Genomic DNA, 16,808 nt, shown 5'->3' on the forward strand with positions numbered 1-16,808 from the left:
GCACCTCTGTGGCGATCCGCGCACTTCGTTCCATACCGCGAGACCTCGAAACCGTCATACCGGCCCTGATTGTCCCGGTGTTCTTCTTCGCCGTCAACATCGGAGCGCTGGAGCCGCTGGCCGAGAAAAGCGGGGTAGTCGACTTTCGAGCTTTCCAGCTTCCGGTCGCCATCATCTTCGCTGTCACCGGGATTTCCCGAGCAAGTGGTCTCGTCACCGACATCAGTAGCGGATACTTCGACAGACTGCTCCTCACGCCGATCCGCCGCCCTGCCCTTCTGCTCGGCCTCATGGTTGCCGACCTGGCCCTGGTCATGGCGCTGTGCATCCCCGTCATCCTCCTGGGACTGGCCGTCGGAGTCGGGTTCACGACGGGAGTGCTCGGAGCAGTCACCTTCGTGGTCATAGCGGGGCTGTGGGGACTCGCCTTCACGGGATTCCCCTATGCGATCGCCCTTCGGACCGGAAACCCCGGGGCAGTGAACTCTTCGTTCCTGCTCTTCTTCCCGTTCGCCTTTCTGACGACATCGTTCCTTCCGCAGGAAGCGCTCAGCGGCTGGCTTGCAAAGATCGCCGACTTCAACCCGGTCACCTACCTCTTGGCGACGCTGAGAGCGCTGATCAGCACGGGTTGGGTGTGGTCGGAGATATGGCCCGGTCTGCTGTCCATCGCCGGCGTAGGGGCTCTCAGCTTCACGATCGCTTTCCTGGCCCTGCGCGGCCGGGTCTCCCGCGACTGAAACGGACTGTCGGCGGAACGACAAGTCACCCCGCCGATCGCCGACGGCACTCCCACCACTCCGGAGCCGCCGAACTCGCCGTGTCGAGTCGAGTCGAGCCGGGTCGGGTCGGGTCGGGTCGGGTCGGGTTCAGTAGTCGTGGCCTGCGCGCAGCCAGGCGATGTAGTCGGCGGCCGCTCGATCGGTGTCGTACTCGGGTCGGTAGCCGGTGTCCGCCGTGAGGCGGCTGATGTCGAGAACCAGGTGCGGCGGGCCGCCTCCCGTGTCGAGGTCGACCTGGGCGTCGGGGACCGCCTTCTTGATGGCGCGGCTGATCCGGGCGTTGGTGGTGGCGCGGCCGGATCCGACGTTGTAGGTGCGGTGGTTCAGGATGCGGGCGAGTTGGAGGAGGGCGATCGCCCGTCCGGTGTCCTTGACGTAGGTGAGGTCGAGCCCGTCGTCGGCGTGGGCAGGGTGGAGGAGGTGGCCGAGATCGGCCGCGGTGCCGCGGGCGGCGGCGTGGACCAGGGCGGGGGCGGCGAAGAAGGGGTCCAGGTGCCCGAGCGGGCCCCACGTACCGGAGATGCGGTAGTGGACGATGTCGAGGCCGGTGGTGTCGGCGAGGAAGCCGCCGAGCATTTCCCCGACCTTCTTGAAGGTGGGGATGGAGACGGCCGCGGTCATCGACAGCGGAGCGTCCTCGCGCAGCGGTCCGTCGTTCGCGGCGCCGAAGTAGACGCCGATCGTGCTCGCGATGCCAAGGCGCCTCACGCCCCACTCCTGAGCGGCCTCGGCGATGTTCAGAAAGCCGCCGAGGGCCTTTCGGGTCGCCTCGACGGGCGCGTCGGGGACGGCCGGCCAGGGGTAGGAGCCGGCCAGATGGACGATGCCGGTGATGTCGTGGCGTCGGCCGACGGCCAGGAGGGCCTCGCGGTCGGTGATGTCCGCGTGCTCGACGTGCACCGGTTCTCCGGCGAGTACGGGCGGGAGCGCGCGGGCGTGGCGCTGGACGACGACGCACTCCTCTCCCAAGTCGAGCAGGGCGCGCACGGTATGGGATCCGATGAAGCCGAGACCTCCGGTGACGAGGATCATCAGGTGTCCTTATGCGTAGAGGTGTCGTGGCCGGCGTCGGAGTGGTTGCTCACTTGCTCCTCAACTCCCCGAGCGGGGCGGGCTCTTCCGTCAGTGCGGCGCCCGCGGCCTTCCAGCCGACGTCGTCGCCCAGCAGGGTGTTGCCCAGGAATGCCGTGGTGAGGTGCTGGATCAGGGCGACGCGCGCCGGGTTCTCGTCGGTGGTCTCAGCGACCTGGTGCCCGACGATGCCGCCGAGCGAATGCTCCGCGCCGAACAGGGTGAGCAGGCTCTTGTCGGCGGGGCTGTGGGTATACGGGTCGGTGAACCAGTCCGGTCCGCGGGTCGACAGACGGGACTGGTCCTGGTCGCCGGCGACGATGAGGGCCGGGGTGGTCATCGTCTCGAACGACGGCCTCATGAAAGGGAAGTGCTCGGCGGCGAACGGCGTCAGATCGTCACCGAGGCCGGTCAGCGCCAGGAGCACTCCTGCCTTGACCCGGGAGTCGGACATGTCCTCGCCGGGCGCACCGTCGGCGTCGAGGACGCGGGCACCCAGCAACGTGCTGACCGTCTGTGCTCCCCAGGAATGCCCTGCGACGGCGATGCGGCTCGGGTCGACTCGCCCGTCGAGGCCGGGGACGGACGCCTCCAGGGTGTCGAGATCGTTCAGTACGGACGTGATGTCCTCGATGCGATGGCGTCAGATCCGCGGGGTTCGAGGGTCCTCGGCCGGGATGCCGAGCGTCCGGGAGTCCAGGTGCGTCGGCTGGACGACCACGAAGCCGTGCGCGGCCCAGTGGTCGGCCAGCGGGGCGTAACCGTCCATCGACCAGCCGAAGCCGTGCGAGAAGACCACGACGGGCAGGTCTTCGCCGGCCGCAGGCGCGGACACGCGCACCTGGAGGTCCGTGCCCCGACCACCGGGGGCGGTCAGGACGACCGGCTTCACGGACACCACCGCGGCGGTCGCATCCGCGGGATTCCGGGCGATCAGGGCGTGCGAGTGGGACATGAGAGTGCCTTCCGATCAGAGTCTTCGCCTGTCGGCGCCCCAGCGGCAGACAGGGCTGCGCCGCGGGACCTGCCGTGGCGGGAGCGGGCGGCGCTCACGGGTTCCTCCGCCTCCCCGAGGGGGCGCGGACACCACGAGCTGGCCACCGGCCTCTTGGTCTGACATCATCCAGAGAAACGGAACCTTGTTCCACTTACAATACGGAACACCGTTCCGCTTCGCAAGACCCTCACGTGAAGGAGTGCCGCGGTGAACGAGAGCAGCCCGCGCCAGGGAAGTTCGGCCGCCTCCAAGCGCAAGGACGCCCAGCGCAATCAGCAGACACTGTTGGACGCCGCCGCCGCGGTCTTCGTCACTTCGGGCGTGGACGCGCCGGTACGCGAGATCGCCGCCAAGGCAGGCGTCGGACTCGGCACGTTCTACCGTCACTTCCCCAGCCGGGCCGACCTCGTCATCGCCGTCTACCGCCATCAGGTCGACACCTGCGCCGAAGCCGGACCGGCCCTGCTTTCCGCCGCCCCGACCCCCTTCGCCGCTCTCGAAGGCTGGGTCGATCTCTTCGTCGACTTCCTGGTCACGAAGCACGGTCTGGCCGCGGCGATGCAGGCCGACAGCACCGGCTTCGAGGCGCTGCACGCCTACTTCCTCGACCGCCTGCTCCCCGTGTGCAGCGAGCTCCTGGCAGCCACGGTCGACGCCGGCGAAACCCGTCCCGACGTCGACGCCTACGGCCTCATGCGCGGTATCGGAAATCTCTGCATCGGCACCGACACCGACCCGCGCTACGACCCACGCCGCCTGGTCGGGCTTCTGCTCGTAGGACTGCGACAGTCCCGCTGACGGCAGGGTGCCCGAGCGTCGTGCGTCTCGCCACCGGGTGCCGCGTCCCGCGGTCAGCAGGTGATCGAGACCGCGAAGGGGGCGAATCCTCGGGAGCGGATCACGTGGGGGACGAACAGGATGGCGGCCTCCGTCGCGCGGGCCGTCCTGATCCCGCCGAGGTCGGTGATCCACTCGTCGTGCCAGCCGAGGTCGGTGAGGAGTTCGCGAACGGTCTGCTTGGCCCGGGGGTCCTCGCCCGAGAGGAACACCGTGGGCGTCTGGGTGAGCGTGGCCGGGGCGGTCATCACCGGGAAGAGCATGGTGTTGAGGGTCTTCACGACATGTGTCTCGGGGAGTGCTTCCTGGAGTCGCTCCGCGAGGCTCGCGCCGGGGTAGAGCAGATCGGCGGGCAGGCCGTCCGGTCCGTCGGTGGTGGCGTTGGAGACGTCGACGAGGAGGGTGCCGCGCAGTTCGTCGCGCAGGGCGGCGAGCCGTTCCAGGGAGCCGGCACCCGGGGTGGCGTTGATGACGATCCGGGCGCGGCGGGCGGCGTCGGCGGCGGCGCCGGGCGTGCTGTCCGCGACGGTCACCTCGTGGCCTGCGCGGGTGAGGGCGGCGGCCAGGTTGCCGCCGACGTGGCCCTTTCCGAGGACTGCGATCGTGGTCATGAGGGTGTGGTCCCTTGGTCGTTGGTCGGGTGGGGTGGGGTGGGGTTCGGTCAGCGTGAAAGGGTGCTGACCGCCTGGGCGTGGACACCGGGCGCGGCGGCCAGGAAGCCGGCGCTCTGCGGGGTCCAGGGGCGGCCCTCGGCGTCGGAGATCCGTCCGCCGGCCTCGGTGACGAGGAGCGCGCCGGGCAGCAGGTCCGCACGGGCGCCGGCGAACTGCCAGAACGCGTCGAGCCGGCCGGCGGCCACGTTCAGCAGGTGCAGGGTCGCGGGCACGGAGACGCGGACGACGAGTGCGTCGAAGAGCATCGCGGTGATCGAGGCGCCGACGCGTCGGACGACGCCCTCGTCCTCGTCGGGCCGGGCCTGGCTGGTGGCCACGACGCCCAGACCGAGGTCCGCGGTCTGCGAGACGTGCAAGGGGCGGCCGTCGAGGTGGGCGCCCGCACCCGTGAGCGCGGTGTAGGTCTGGTCGGTCAACGGGAGGTGGACCACGGTGAGCACCGGCTGGTTGTCGCGCACGAGGGTGGCGGTCACCGCCCATTCGGGAAGGGCGTGCAGGTGGTTGACGTTGCCTTCGGCCGGATCCACGACCCACCACTCGCCGGACGGCAGCGCGCCGCCGTCCAGCTCGTCCTCCACCCAGCCGGCCTCCGGGCGCAGGCGCGTGAGGCGGGGGCGCAGGATGCTGAGGGCCGTGTCGTCGTTGGCGGCGAGCGCGCTCATCAGCTCCTCGCGGGTCCGGTACGGAACCACCTCGCCGAACCGCTCGCGCAGCGCCGCACCGGCCTCCCGCACGGCGGCCGCGGTCCGGGCGAGCAGGTCGGCGTCGGAGACGGTGGCGTCAGAGACGGTGGCGTCGGGGGCCTGAAGGAGTTCGGACATGGTGGTACTCCCGTCTGAGCAAGGGTTGTCGAAGAAGACCTCGGGCCAGTCCGTGCGTTCCGTCCTGCGCCGTGGTGACGACGCTACGCACCCCCTGCATTAGCATCAAGTGCATGTCAAACACGTCTGGGATTACTCCCATGCAATTGGACTTGAACCTGCTCACCGCGCTCGACGCACTGCTGGAGGAGGGCAGCGTGGCCGGGGCGGCGGAACGCCTGCACGTCACCGCCCCCGCCATGAGCCGGAGCCTGGGCCGGATCCGGCGTACGACCGGGGACCAGATCCTGGTGCGCACCGGCCGCACCATGACCCCGACGCCCTACGCGATCGCCGTCCGGGCACAGGTGCACGAGCTGCTGCACCAGGTCCGGGACGTGCTGGCACCGAGCCGTGAACTCGACCCGGCGACCCTGGAACGCACCTTCACACTCCGCTGGCACGACTCCCTGGTCGCCCTCTACGCCCCCGCGCTGCTCGCGGCCGTACGCGGACAGGCCCCGGGTGTCCGGCTGCGCTTCGTCGCCGAGTCGAGCACGGACACCCCTGAACTACGGCGCGGCGAGGTCGATCTGGAGGCGAACGCCAATCGCCCGAGCGCACCGGACATCCGCGCCGAGCAGGTGGGCGAGACGCGACTCGTCGCCGTCGTGCGGCAGGGACACCCCCTCACCCGGCACCGAACCGTCACCGCAGAGCGGTACGCCGCCGCCGAACACGTCACCGTCTCCCGACGCGGAAGCCTCGGCAATGCCATCGACGACGCCCTCACTCGGCTCGGCCTCACGCGCCAGGTGGTGGCGGCCGTCCCCACGGAAGCGGCCGCGCTGGAGTTCGCCCGCGGCACCGACCTCGTGATCAGCGTCCCCGAGATCACCACACACACCGCGACCGCCGACCTCGGCCTGGCCGTGCTCCCCCTGCCGCTCGAACTCCCCTCGGCACCTGTGTACCTGTCATGGCACCAGCGCCACGACACGGACCACGCCCACACCTGGCTGCGCGAACTGGCGCGAACCGCACTGACCACGCGCGGAGCGGCGTAACCGACGAGGCATGGGGAGCACTGGAAATCATGCCGGCTTGCTCGGTACGTGCGTCCCAGCCGGGCAGGTAGCGGTCGGGGTCGCCCCTGGTGGCGACACGGACCGTGGGAGCATCCCGAGGGAACCGAGGAGGAGCACGTGCACCTGCGCAACGTCTCGCCGGACGATGTCGACGCCTATGTCCGGATGCGGTGCGATCCCGTCATGATGGCCGACCTGGGTGGGCCTCTCCCGCGTGAGGGGATGGCGGACAAGGTCCGCAGGGATGCCCGGCAGGCGGCAGACGGCCTTGCCTGGCTCAAGATGATCGTTCCCGATGAGAGCAGCCCGGACGTGGTGGCGGGGACGGTGACCATCTGGTCCCACGACACCGGCGACGGGCCGACCTCCGAGATCGGTTGGATGGTTCTGCCTGAATTCCAAGGACAGGGCCTCGGCAAACGCGCCGTCCGCACCCTTCTGGAGCAGGCCCGGGACCAGGACCGCTGGGGCCTGGTGCACGCCTTTCCGGCAACAGACAACGGAGCTTCGAACAGCATCTGTCGTTCCGTCGGGTTCCGCTTCCTCTCGCAGGGCGAGACGGCCTTCGCAGGACGCGTCCTCAAGACCAACCACTGGGTCATCGACCCGGGAAAGGACGTGCGCTGAGGCTCCCCCGGCCCCTCCGGAACGAAGAGGTCGCGGCGGAAGCAGCCGATCCGCCCCTCGGCGCGGCAGGATGAGGCCGTGACCTCGAAATATCCCTGTGTCTGCTGCGGCCATCTGACCATGAAGGGACCGCCGACCTCGTGGGGCATCTGCCCCGTCTGCTTCTGGGAAGACGACGCCGTGCAACTGCGCTGGCCGGACTGCGCGGTGCCGCCCAACGGGATCTCCCTCATCGAGGCCCAGCAGAACTACCAGACCTTCGGATCATGCGACGAGCGGTCCATACGGCAGGTCCGCCCGGCCGACGACGACGAGCCGCTGGACCAGGGATGGCGGCCGATCGATCCGGAGCGCGACCACTTCGAACCCCAGGCCGTCGAACTGGCCCCGTGGCCCGAGGACCGTACGGTCCTGTACTGGTGGCGCCAGAACGACACCGGATTCTGGCGTCGTCCCAGTTGAGTTGATCAGCCGGCTTGTTCGTCGAGCCGGGTCCGCAGCCCGTCGAAGATCCTCTTGGCAGCATCGCGCAGCGAGGTGCGCGCCCAGTCCTTACGCTCCCCGGGTGAACACTTAGTCTCGTGGAAGTGCGTTCGCAACCGGCTGCGGAAGTGGGCGGCCGACGGGGCGTATTCGTCCCGGGCGATTCGCAGTCGTCTGCGGCGGCGTGGGACCCAGGCAGTGATCCCGCAGCCCGCCGACCAGGCCGCGAACCGCAAGCGGCACGGCCGCCGCGGCGGCCGACCACCGGCCTTCGACCGCGAGACGTACAAGCAGCGGAACACGGTCGAGCGGTGCATCATCAGGCTCAAGCAGTAGCGCGACCTGCCCACCCGATACGACAGGACCGCGACTGTCCACGTCGCCGGACTCCACATCGTTGCCCTCTTCATCTGGTCAACCAGGTGACTCCAACGGGGCTACCTCAACCCATCCCTCGTCGAGGCAGATCGTCCAGGCGTCCCCCACTGCGCTGTGAAGTTCCACCAGGGCAGCAACATCCCCGATCGCTGCCGGAGCGTCGGACAGCCGCAACGGGCAATCCGGGACGCCGTTGCGGGTGTAGACCGGCAGCTCGCTGTTGCAGCTGAACGCGTGCAGCGATGGGGGAGCATCGTCGAACCATGCGGGGCAGTTCTCCTCGACCCAGGCAGCCGCGGCGTCGACACGATCCACATGCGCCAGTAGATGCTCAGGAGCAGGCCCGCCGCTGAACTGTACGAGGAAGCCCTGAGCGTCCACTGCCCACCAGTCCCACATGAATCCAGGGCGGGGGTGCCGAAGGATCATCGTCATGCCATCACCGTATCCAGGCCGGGCAAGAGCCCTGAAGGTGAACCGAAAGAAGCGGCCGGGCCGGACGAGCGCGACGCCACACCGCCCTTCGCCTCGGATGAGGCCCGCGACCCGGCCCGGCGGGGGTCAGGGCAAGCGCACTGACCACAGCCCGGTGTCCTTGACGACGAAGACGACGTCGCCGGCGACCAAGGCCAACGGGACCTCGGGGTCGGACAGATCGGGCCAGGAAGTCGGTCGTACGGACGCGATCGGCGCGCCGTCCGTCATGGAGCGGGTTTCGACACCCGATCCGATGATGAGCACGAGTCGGCGCCCAACGATGAGCGCCTGGCCCCGGTCCATGAAGCCGGTCTCGTCCCAGGGCGTGCGCCACAGCACCGTCCCGTCGCGGGAACGGCTCCCGATCAGCTCCCGGAGCTCTCCGGTCTGCGTCTGCGTCTGCGTCTTGTAGAGGCTGACCGCCGTGCTCGCGTCGGCAGTCAGCGGCCGGCCGGGGAAGGCTCCGCGTACGCGGAGGGTTCCCCCGTCCCGGATCTCTGTCGTGTCGTCGTTCATCCGCTTGTAGAAGGTCCCGTCCGGCCCGACGAGTTCGGTGCCGTCTCGCCTCCCGACGACGAGCAGCCGGCCGTCGCGCTGGTCCAGCTGCCAGGTGCCGCCGGGGCCGGTGAGGTACAGGCGGCCGGCCGCCGGCGTCATGCTGTTGGGGTACGCCTCCTTGACCTTGGTCTCCCAGATCCTCTGGCCGTCGCTCTCCCGATAGGCGCGGAACAGCATCTCCCCGGGCAGCCCTGCTCCCCCCGCGCCCTCGTAGGCGACGTAGACCCTGCCGCCCGCCGCGACCGCCAGCTCCGGCAGGAAACCGGCCGCCCCCGGCCAGTGGGCCAGCGGCCGGGCGTCGGAGCGCCGCGCGACGAGGACGCCCCCGCCCTCCGGGAGATACACCCGGTCCCCGGAGAGGCCCGCCGTCATGACCGCACCGCCCGCGCGGACCGGTGCCGTGTGCCGCCACACGAGCTTCCCGTCGGCCGGACGGCGGGCCTCCACGCCTTGCCTGTCGCTGCACACGAGCAGGTCCGCGCCGAGCACGCACCCGTCGACATGGCCACCGGCCTCGGCGTGCCACGGCTTCCAGCCCTTCGGCCGCTCCGCTCCCCGGGTCCCCGGCTCGGGGTAGGCCCAGGTGATCGCGCCGAGGTTGCCCCCGTTCGCCATCGGTTCGACGGGATCGGGCGGCGCGGTGGGCCGTACCGTGGTCGACGGACTCGGTGCCGCCCCCGTTCCCTTTCCGCCGCCGTCGTCCCGGGCGAGCAGCCGCACCCCTACGAGAGTCGCCGTCACCGCAAGCACCGCGGCCACCGCGGCCACGGCCACTCTCACGCGCGTACGGCTCCGCCGCGTGGGCCCTTCCGGCGGCGCCGGTACCGGCAGGGCGGCGGAGGGCGCAGGTGGGACCAGCGGCGCCGCTGCCACGACCTCACGCCTTCTCGTCTCGTACGCGCCGACCAGCTCCCGCACCCCGGCGGGCCACGGGAACGGTTCCTCGGAACGGGCGAAGAGCGCCCCGGGCCGCTCCCCGGCGGCCCGCGGGTCGAAGGCCCTGACCAGGGCGTCCGTCGTGGGGCGTGCGTCCGGGGCGACGGCGAGGCAGGCACCTACGAGTTCCCGCAGGCCGTCCGGTACGAGCCGGAGGTGGGCGTGTCCCCCGGCGATCCGGGCGATCACGGCGGCGGGCTCGGCGTCGTCGAAGGGGCCGCGCCCGGTGGCCGCCCAGCACAGGAGCACGCCCAGGCTGAAGACGTCGGAGGCGGGGCCCACGGACCCCGTGCCGTCCAGTTGCTCCGGAGCCATGAAGCCCAGGGTGCCCACGGCCATGCCGGCGGCCGTCAGGGCCGTGCCGTCGAAGGCCCGGGCGATGCCGAAGTCGATGACCTTGGGACCGGTCGCGGCGCAGATGACATTGGCGGGCTTGAGGTCCCGGTGGACGATCCGCGCCCCGTGGATCGCGCGCAGGGCCCGCGCGAGATCGGCGCCGAGGGCGCGGACGACGTCGAGGGGCAGCGGCCCGTGCCGCGTGACCGCCTCCGCGAGCGAAGGGCCGGTGACGTACTCGGTGGCCAGCCACGGAGGTCGGGCGTCCGGTGCCGCGTCGACCAGGGCGGCGGTGAACGGGCTGCGTACGGCTCGGGCCGCGTCCGCCTCCCGGCGGAAGCGCAGCCGGAACTCCGGGTCGAGAGAGGCGTCCTCACGGACGGTCTTGACCGCCGCGAGGTCGGCGGTGCCCTCCCGCCGGGCGAGGTGGACCGTGCCCATGCCGCCCGCGCCGATCCGGCCGATGAGCACGTACGGGCCGACACGGCGGACGGCGGACGCGTCCAGGGGCTCCAGCACGACGACTCCAGGTTCTCCGGGGATGCGGCGGCGCATCGGGGGTTCGGTGGTGTGTCAGGTCGGCGACGGATCGCGGGTTCAGCGCTCCGGAAGGGTCTGCGCGCGGACGGTGCCGTCGAAGTAGCCGAGCAGGACGATCCCGCCGACCGAGAGCAGGGTCGGAGCACGGCGGGTGCCCGGGCGGGCGGGGGTGCCGTCGGCGGCCCGGTTGCCGGGGGCGCCGGGCACCGGTGCCGCGAACGGCGGCCCCTCATCCTCGGGGGGCACCACGTGAAGGGTGGCGTTGTCCGCGAAGACGGTCCGCTGGCCGATCACGACGGGCGGCGCGAGTGAGGCCGGCCGGCCGTCGTCGCCGCTGAGGATCGTGGTCACCGTCGTCAGCTCGGAAAGCCCGTCGTAGGGTGCTTCATGGACCCGCACGACCCTTCCCTCGGCGGGCAGTTCGAGCACCAGGGGGCTGCCCACGGCGGGCGGACCGAACACGGCGTCCCGCACCGCGACGTCCCCCGCGAGCCGGAACCGATCGCTCGATGAGCTCGTCGTCAAGCCCTCGGCCGCCCGGAAGTGGAGCCCCCGCCCGTCGGAGTCCGGGCACACCAGCTGACCGGCGGAAAGACGCGGATCGGGGCAGTACCGGGTGTCGGGCGCTCCCGACCCGGTCCCGCCGGAGGGCGCCTCGTACAGGGTCTTCCCCGTGGCCGGGCTCCATGCGGCGAGCCCCTCCTCGCCGTTGACGTAGAGCTGGTCCGGTGCGTACGCGAGGACGCCCTGCCGTTCGGCCTGCCCGCCGACCTTCCCCGCGACGAGCCGGGTCCATCGACGGTGGCCGTCGGCGAGTGCGTACGCGTCGCTGTGGATGCCGTCGGAGTCGGCGCGGTTGACGTAGACGGTGGTGTCCACGCCGAGCAGTCGACCCAACGGGCGTCCGGACAGCGGCTTTTCCCACCGGATCGACCCGTCGGCCGTCGCTCGGGCCCGGAGCCGGCCCTCCTCGGCGGTGACGACCACGCTGCCGGCGAGGACGGGTCCCGTGGCGGCCGCACCGGGTTCGGGGGCCTTCGCCGGCGGGACCCGCCAGGTCCGCGCGCCGTCCTTCAGGCGGATTGCCTGGATGCTGCCGTCCGCGAGCCGGCACACCATGACGGAGTGGTCGGCGGCACAGGCCACGGGGCCCGCGGGGAGATGCACGGTCCAGGGGCGCCAGCCCGCAGGACGCAGCGAGGGCGCGGCGTCGAAGCTCCTGCCCCGGTCGGGGCCGCCGAGTTCGTCCACGTACGACGCCTGTGCGGCGGCCGGAGCGGTGCCGCCCCCGGCCCCGGACGGTGAGGCCGACGGCCCTGGGGGCGCCGGGTCGGGCGGCTGCGGCCACGGCCACCGTCCGGTCGCATAGGTCCCGCCGAGCCCCGCACCGGCCAGAAGCGCCAGGGACGCCACGACGGCCACGGCCGGCCCACGGCGCTGCCGCCGGCCCCCGGTGTCGGCCCGGCGGGGCGCGGTCACGGTCGGCAGGTCGTGCAGGCCGGGTGCGGCGATGTTCCCCAACCGGACGTCCAGCTCTTCCAGTGCGGCTTCGCGCAGGGCGAGGGCGCGGGTCACGTGCGCGGGCCACGGGACGTCCGTCGCTCCCCCGCCGCCGGCGTCCGCGGGATCCTCGTCCGCGAGAAGGCGGGCCAGCTCGGCCGTGTCCGGACGGCTCGACGCGTCCTGCGCCAGACACGGCGCGAGCACCTCGCGCAGCCCGTGCGGAAGCCCCGTCAGGTCGGCCTCGGCCCGGGCGATGCGGAACAGGACCGCGGCAAGGGGGCCGTCGCCGAACGGGCCGCGCCCCGTCGCCGCGTAGCAGAGCAGCGAGGCGAGGCAGAAGACGTCCGAGGCGGCGACGACGTGCTCGCTGCCCGCCACGTGCTCGGGTGACATGAACCCCGGCGACCCGACGATCCTTCCGGTGGCGGTCATGGTGCTCGCGCCGAAGGCACGGGCGATGCCGAAGTCGATGACCTTGGGACCGGCCTTCGTGAGGAGCACGTTCGCGGGCTTCAGATCACGGTGCAGGACCCGCGCGTGATGAATGGAGCGCAGGGCGGCGACGAGACCGCGGCCCAGGGCGCGCACCGCCGGCTCCGGCAGCGGACCGCCGCCGCGGACCGCTTCCTCCAGGTTCGGTCCCGGCACGTACTCGGTGGCCAGCCACGGGGGCGCGCCGTCCGCGTCGCCGTCGAGGAGCCGCGCCGTGTACCGGCCGGACACCGCCCGCCCGGTCTCGATCTCGCGCCGGAAGCGGGAGCGGAAGCCCTCGTCGTCCGCGAGGCCACCGTGCACGGTCTTCACTGCGACGAAGGTCCGCCGCGGCGGCCGCCGTTCGTCCGCCGCGAGGAACACCTCGCCCATGCCGCCCGCTCCGAGCCGGGCGACGATCCGATAGGGACCGACGACCCGGGGCGACGCGTCCCGTAAGCCCCCAAGCACTCCTGCAGCCTCCCCCGCACCTGGCACAAGGCGACCATGACAGCACAGGGGCAGAGGCGGAACAAGGCGTGCGAGAGGGCCCTCCTCCCCGACTGGGGGAGGGCAACGCCGAGTACCTCAGCGTGCGGGCCCGCGTCGAGCGCGCCCTTCGGCCGCCCCACCCCTGCGGCCGGCCACGGGACCCCGCGCCCGGAGTCGCCGCGACCCGTGGCGTGGGGTCAGTCCTCGCTGCGGCCCCTGCCCCGGACGGTTCCCCGGTCCCGTGCCGAGGCCACGTGTGCGGCGGCTGCCACCACGGCCTCGATGAGCGGTTCCGTGCGGTTGTCCCTCAGCCAGGCGAGGCCCGCCGTCGACGGGGGAAGGTCGGTGACCTCGACGTAGCGGATGCCGGGGCGCGGGAAGAGGTCGCGGGCGGCGGCGGGCAGGAAGCACATGCCCTTGCCCTGGGCGACGAGGTGCAGGAGGCCCTCGAGGTCCGAGGCGACGGGGCCGTAGCGGACCGGGGTGCCGTCGGGTCGGGGGTCGGCGGCCCAGAAGTCCCACCAGAGGCGTGGCACCTGCGGGGGAACGTCGATCACCGGGTGGCGGGACAGCTCGGAGAGGGTGATCCGGTCGCGGTGGGCGAGTGGGTCGCCGGCGGAGAGGCAGGCCAACCGCGGTTCCGTGGCGAGGTGTTGCACCTCGATGCCGGGCGGGACCGGTGGGCGGAGGAAGGCAACATCGACGTCGTGGCGGAACAGCGCGTCGAAGTGGTCGGCGAAGTGGAGGCTGCGCACGTCGACCTGGACCAACGGGTGCCGTTCGTGGAGCAGGCGCAGCACGGCGCGCGTATAGGGCATCGCCGCTTCCGCGCCGATGGTGCCGACGAGGAGCCGTCCGGAGAGTCTGCGCGCCTGGGTCGAAGCGCTGCGGCTCAGCCGGTCCATGGCCGCCACGACGCTGCGGGCGTCCGCCAGCAGCACCCGGCCCTGCGGGGTGAGCGTCACGGCCCGGCTCGAACGGTCGAACAGCCGCACCCCGAGGCGTCTTTCCAGGTCTCTGATCTGCTGGCTCAGCGCCGACTGCGTGATGAACAGCCGCGTGGCGGCGCGCGAGAAGTGGAGTTCCTCCGCGAGGGCGACGAACAGCCTGAGTTGATGGGCGCTCGGCGTCCGCGGGTCGGGGCCTGTCGGCACGGCACCCCCGTCGGCTGTTTCGCCAGCAACCATGATGAATCCCTTATCGATCGTCTTTCATGTCGCATGGGCACAAGCGATGACATGAGCAGAGTGCGAGTGGAAGGCTCGGCTCTCAAGCGACGCCCCGTGACGACTCTTCGGTTCCGCGGGGCCGTCCGACCATTGTTTTCTCGACAACGGGGGCCGAATCATGTCTGTGAGACGAGTGGTGGCGATGCTCGCCGCCCTCCTGGCCGTACTGTTCGGCGCCGGCGCCGTTCACGCGTCGTCGCCGCAGGCCGGCGCGACCACCCGCGCGGCGCGGAGCGCGCCGCCTCCGGCCGAGGCCGCGCCCTTCGCGGCCCAGGCGTCGTGCACCGCCCGGAACGTCAGTCACTACGACGCGTACACGGGGCGCACCTGGACACGTGACTGGGTGTGCGGCAATCGCGCCGGCGCCCCGCTGTACGGCTGCGCCAGCTTCATCGCCGCCTGCTCGGCGATCGGCTGGATCGACACGTCGACGAGCTGGTTCGTCTGCTGGGGCAGAGGCGCCGCGCACAGCGGCGGCAACAACATCTGGTACTACACCATGGGTGACCGCATCGCTCCCGGTCGCGACGGCAACCACGGGTGGGGCTTCATCCCCGCCGTCGACGTGTGGACATCGACCGATCCCTGGCCCGGCATGACGGAGTGCAACATCCCGTAGGCCGCCGGGAGCCCTCCGCCCGCCCGCTCCGGCGGAGCCCCTCGCGTCCCGCCAGGGGCTCCGCGCCGCGGTCCCGCCGCCCTCGTCCGCCGCACCGTGCCGAGACCCGGGCAGCCCGCTCTCCCACCAAGCGAGGACCCCTCACACCATGCTCCGCATCGCCAGGCACTCCCCCACCACCGCTCGCCGTACGTCTCGGCGCCTGCTCGCCGCCACCGCGGCCTTCCTCTCCTTCTCCTTCACCGGCGCGGCGCTCCCTCACTCCGTCGCGGCCGCGACGGAACCGACGGGTGGCTCCGCGTCCGTCGCGCCCGCGAGCCCCCAGGTGCCCGCCGGGGTCACGGCGGGCGTGGCCGTGTTCGACCGGCAGACCGGGACGTTCACCGAACAGCTCGCCCCTGCCGCCACGTTCCGCTCCGCGTCGGTCGTCAAGCTCCTGATCGCCCTCGACTTCCTGTGGACCCGCAGCCCCGACACCCTCCCGGCCGCCGACCGCACCAGGCTGGACGTCATGCTCCGCAGCAGTCAGGACGCCGCCGCCAACCACTACTGGTCGACCTACGGCGGGCCGGCGATCGTCGAGCGCATGGTCACGCGGCTCGGGCTCGCCGACACCGCTCCCCCGCCGGCGGGCTTCGAGGGGTACTGGGGCTACACGGCCATGTCGGCCCGCGACGTCGTGAAGACCTACCGGCACATCCTGGAGACCGCTCCCGCGCCGGTGCGTGACTTCGTCATGGAGCGCCTGCACCGGTCGACCCGGTGCGCGTCGGACTCCTTCGACCAGCATTTCGGCATCGCCGGCGCGTTCGACCGTCCGTGGGCCGTGAAGCAGGGCTGGTCGGGGACGTACGCGAAGGGGAACTGCGGCCCCGTCGGCACCACTGCGGCTCGTGGCGCCGATGCCTCGGCCCCCGCGTCCGCCGGGGCGGGTGTCGCGAGCGTCGACCTGAGCCGACCGGCGCTGCACACGACCGGCACCGTCGGGGCCGGTGACCGTTCGATCGTGGCCGTCCTCACGCTCCACCCGGACGGCACGTCGTACGGAAGGGCGTACACCGACCTCGGCCGGCTGACCCGTTCCCTGAACGTTCCCGGCGCAACGGCGCCGAAGGGGAGGTGGTACGGGACCTGGGGTCAGGACGTCGCCGTCCGGACGGAACCGGTCGTGGGGGACAACCTGCTGACCCGGCTCCCGGCCGGCGTGGAGGTGCTGGTGGGCTGCCAGAAGAAGGGGCAGCTCGTCTCCGTCCCGCCGTACACCAACGACTGGTGGGCGTACCTGCCGCAGTACGGGGGCTACGTCACCAACATCTACCTCAGCCATCCGGACAACCAGTTGCCGGACGTACCGCTGTGCACGAGTCGGAAATGAACCCGGGGATTCCCGGAGAAGGAGTGACGATGTCGCGTACCCGGCGTTCCCCCCTCGGTGTGGTCGGTGCTCTCCTGTGGGTACTGGTGACCGTCTTCGCTTCGGTCCCGGCCCAGGCGGCGTCCTCGGGCGGACCTCGCGAGGGCGGTGGCGGCCACATCATGGTCATGCCTCCGGCACCCCGGGCCCAAGTGCCGTCCTCGCGTGCCGTGGCGGCCGTGTCGCCCACGGTCTCGCCCTGGGCGGACTACGTGCACACGTCGTCGGGCAGCCCCGTCACGTGCGCGTCGGGCAATCTCTGCACCGGGGTCTGGGACCCGGTGGTGGGCAAGTACAAGGTCTTCTTCCTCTACCGGTGCCACCAGTACGCGCTGTCCCACTGGAACGGCGTGGGCCAGGTAGTGAACAACCAGGTCGGCGCCGCCGCGTTCTTCTACGGCCAGAACGGCCAGGTCCTAGACGTCGTCCTGCCGGAACCCACGCCCTTCACGTACGACTGGACGCCGGTCTGGTCCATCCGGAACTGCTGAGCGGC

At 71.7% G+C, this 16,808-nt stretch carries 15 protein-coding genes and 2 pseudogenes; 9 read left to right on the forward strand and 8 right to left on the reverse strand.

The window, feature by feature from the left end; genetic code table 11:
• The first annotated feature begins 8 nt into the window (after positions 1 to 8).
• On the forward strand, positions 9 to 740 hold the full coding sequence (locus AB0424_RS02905; protein ID WP_366301674.1) for an ABC transporter permease: 732 nt from the start codon (positions 9 to 11) through the stop codon (positions 738 to 740).
• 129 nt (positions 741 to 869) lie between these two features.
• Here AB0424_RS02905 and AB0424_RS02910 read toward each other — a convergent pair whose 3' ends face one another.
• Together AB0424_RS02910 and AB0424_RS02915 are read right to left on the reverse strand one after the other, a co-directional pair.
• On the reverse strand, positions 870 to 1,814 hold the full coding sequence (locus AB0424_RS02910) for an NAD(P)-dependent oxidoreductase (RefSeq protein ID WP_366301675.1): 945 nt from the start codon (positions 1,812 to 1,814) through the stop codon (positions 870 to 872).
• A 49-nt stretch (positions 1,815 to 1,863) separates the two neighbouring features.
• Positions 1,864 to 2,808: pseudogene (locus AB0424_RS02915) on the reverse strand (chlorophyllase).
• Between the two features lie 249 nt (positions 2,809 to 3,057).
• On the opposite strand from AB0424_RS02915, the gene AB0424_RS02920 reads away from it, so the two are divergent.
• Positions 3,058 to 3,648, forward strand: a complete 591-nt coding sequence (locus AB0424_RS02920) for a TetR/AcrR family transcriptional regulator (protein ID WP_366301676.1) — start codon at positions 3,058 to 3,060, stop codon at positions 3,646 to 3,648.
• A 53-nt stretch (positions 3,649 to 3,701) separates the two neighbouring features.
• Here AB0424_RS02920 and AB0424_RS02925 read toward each other — a convergent pair whose 3' ends face one another.
• Positions 3,702 to 4,298, reverse strand: a complete 597-nt coding sequence (locus AB0424_RS02925) for an NAD(P)-binding domain-containing protein (RefSeq protein WP_366301677.1) — start codon at positions 4,296 to 4,298, stop codon at positions 3,702 to 3,704.
• 50 nt (positions 4,299 to 4,348) lie between these two features.
• Positions 4,349 to 5,182: a 3'(2'),5'-bisphosphate nucleotidase CysQ gene (locus tag AB0424_RS02930; protein WP_366301678.1), complete on the reverse strand. Its 834-nt coding sequence runs from the start codon at positions 5,180 to 5,182 to the stop codon at positions 4,349 to 4,351.
• A gap of 140 nt (positions 5,183 to 5,322) precedes the next feature.
• Between AB0424_RS02930 and AB0424_RS02935 the strand changes: the two genes are divergently transcribed.
• The 4 genes and pseudogenes from AB0424_RS02935 to AB0424_RS02950 all read left to right on the forward strand — a co-directional run.
• A complete protein-coding gene (locus AB0424_RS02935; RefSeq protein WP_366301679.1) occupies positions 5,323 to 6,228 on the forward strand; it encodes a LysR family transcriptional regulator in 906 nt (301 codons plus the stop codon).
• A gap of 138 nt (positions 6,229 to 6,366) precedes the next feature.
• Positions 6,367 to 6,876 (forward strand): GNAT family N-acetyltransferase, encoded by a 510-nt coding sequence (locus AB0424_RS02940; protein WP_366301680.1) that lies wholly within the window; start codon positions 6,367 to 6,369, stop codon positions 6,874 to 6,876.
• 78 nt (positions 6,877 to 6,954) lie between these two features.
• Positions 6,955 to 7,338, forward strand: coding sequence for a CPCC family cysteine-rich protein (locus tag AB0424_RS02945; protein WP_366301682.1), 384 nt, complete (start codon positions 6,955 to 6,957; stop codon positions 7,336 to 7,338).
• Positions 7,339 to 7,491: 153 nt separating this feature from the next.
• Positions 7,492 to 7,785, forward strand: a pseudogene (locus AB0424_RS02950) (transposase); the annotation flags it as partial.
• On the opposite strand, the gene AB0424_RS02955 reads toward AB0424_RS02950, so the two are convergent.
• The 4 genes from AB0424_RS02955 to AB0424_RS02970 all read right to left on the reverse strand — a co-directional run bounded on the left by AB0424_RS02955 (position 7,774) and on the right by AB0424_RS02970 (position 14,237).
• Complete coding sequence (locus AB0424_RS02955; RefSeq protein ID WP_366301684.1) at positions 7,774 to 8,172, reverse strand: hypothetical protein; 399 nt, start codon at positions 8,170 to 8,172, stop codon at positions 7,774 to 7,776. The pseudogene AB0424_RS02950 and the gene AB0424_RS02955 sit on opposite strands and share 12 nt — an antisense overlap.
• A 126-nt stretch (positions 8,173 to 8,298) precedes the next feature.
• Positions 8,299 to 10,563 carry a serine/threonine-protein kinase gene (locus tag AB0424_RS02960; RefSeq protein ID WP_366301686.1) on the reverse strand — a complete coding sequence of 755 codons (2,265 nt, stop codon included), beginning with the start codon at positions 10,561 to 10,563 and terminating at the stop codon, positions 8,299 to 8,301.
• A 78-nt stretch (positions 10,564 to 10,641) separates the two neighbouring features.
• A complete protein-coding gene (locus AB0424_RS02965; RefSeq protein ID WP_366301687.1) occupies positions 10,642 to 13,029 on the reverse strand; it encodes a protein kinase in 2,388 nt (795 codons plus the stop codon).
• Between the two features lie 218 nt (positions 13,030 to 13,247).
• Positions 13,248 to 14,237: a LysR family transcriptional regulator gene (locus AB0424_RS02970; protein WP_366301689.1), complete on the reverse strand. Its 990-nt coding sequence runs from the start codon at positions 14,235 to 14,237 to the stop codon at positions 13,248 to 13,250.
• 160 nt (positions 14,238 to 14,397) lie between these two features.
• On the opposite strand from AB0424_RS02970, the gene AB0424_RS02975 reads away from it, so the two are divergent.
• From AB0424_RS02975 to AB0424_RS02985, 3 genes are all read left to right on the forward strand, one after another.
• On the forward strand, positions 14,398 to 14,898 hold the full coding sequence (locus tag AB0424_RS02975; RefSeq protein ID WP_366301691.1) for a hypothetical protein: 501 nt from the start codon (positions 14,398 to 14,400) through the stop codon (positions 14,896 to 14,898).
• A gap of 148 nt (positions 14,899 to 15,046) precedes the next feature.
• Entirely contained in the window at positions 15,047 to 16,273 is a 1,227-nt protein-coding gene (locus tag AB0424_RS02980) for a hypothetical protein (RefSeq protein WP_366301692.1), read from the forward strand.
• 29 nt (positions 16,274 to 16,302) lie between these two features.
• Positions 16,303 to 16,803, forward strand: coding sequence for a hypothetical protein (locus tag AB0424_RS02985; protein WP_366301694.1), 501 nt, complete (start codon positions 16,303 to 16,305; stop codon positions 16,801 to 16,803).
• Positions 16,804 to 16,808: the final 5 nt, after the last annotated feature.

Source organism: Streptomyces sp. NPDC051180 (assembly GCF_040689545.1).
GTDB lineage: Bacteria > Actinomycetota > Actinomycetes > Streptomycetales > Streptomycetaceae > Streptomyces.

What these genes read in the sequence shown, in the direction of transcription:
- AB0424_RS02910 (WP_366301675.1), bottom strand. Translation starts at nt 1,814, where the DNA reads ATGATCCTCGTCACCGGAGGTCTCGGCTTCATCGGATCCCATACCGTG.
- AB0424_RS02925 (WP_366301677.1), bottom strand. Translation starts at nt 4,298, where the DNA reads ATGACCACGATCGCAGTCCTCGGAAAGGGCCACGTCGGCGGCAACCTG.
- AB0424_RS02930 (WP_366301678.1), bottom strand. Translation starts at nt 5,182, where the DNA reads ATGTCCGAACTCCTTCAGGCCCCCGACGCCACCGTCTCTGACGCCACC.
- AB0424_RS02935 (WP_366301679.1), top strand. Translation starts at nt 5,323, where the DNA reads ATGCAATTGGACTTGAACCTGCTCACCGCGCTCGACGCACTGCTGGAG.
- AB0424_RS02955 (WP_366301684.1), bottom strand. Translation starts at nt 8,172, where the DNA reads ATGACGATGATCCTTCGGCACCCCCGCCCTGGATTCATGTGGGACTGG.
- AB0424_RS02970 (WP_366301689.1), bottom strand. Translation starts at nt 14,237, where the DNA reads ATGGTTGCTGGCGAAACAGCCGACGGGGGTGCCGTGCCGACAGGCCCC.
- AB0424_RS02975 (WP_366301691.1), top strand. Translation starts at nt 14,398, where the DNA reads ATGTCTGTGAGACGAGTGGTGGCGATGCTCGCCGCCCTCCTGGCCGTA.
- AB0424_RS02980 (WP_366301692.1), top strand. Translation starts at nt 15,047, where the DNA reads ATGCTCCGCATCGCCAGGCACTCCCCCACCACCGCTCGCCGTACGTCT.
- AB0424_RS02985 (WP_366301694.1), top strand. Translation starts at nt 16,303, where the DNA reads ATGTCGCGTACCCGGCGTTCCCCCCTCGGTGTGGTCGGTGCTCTCCTG.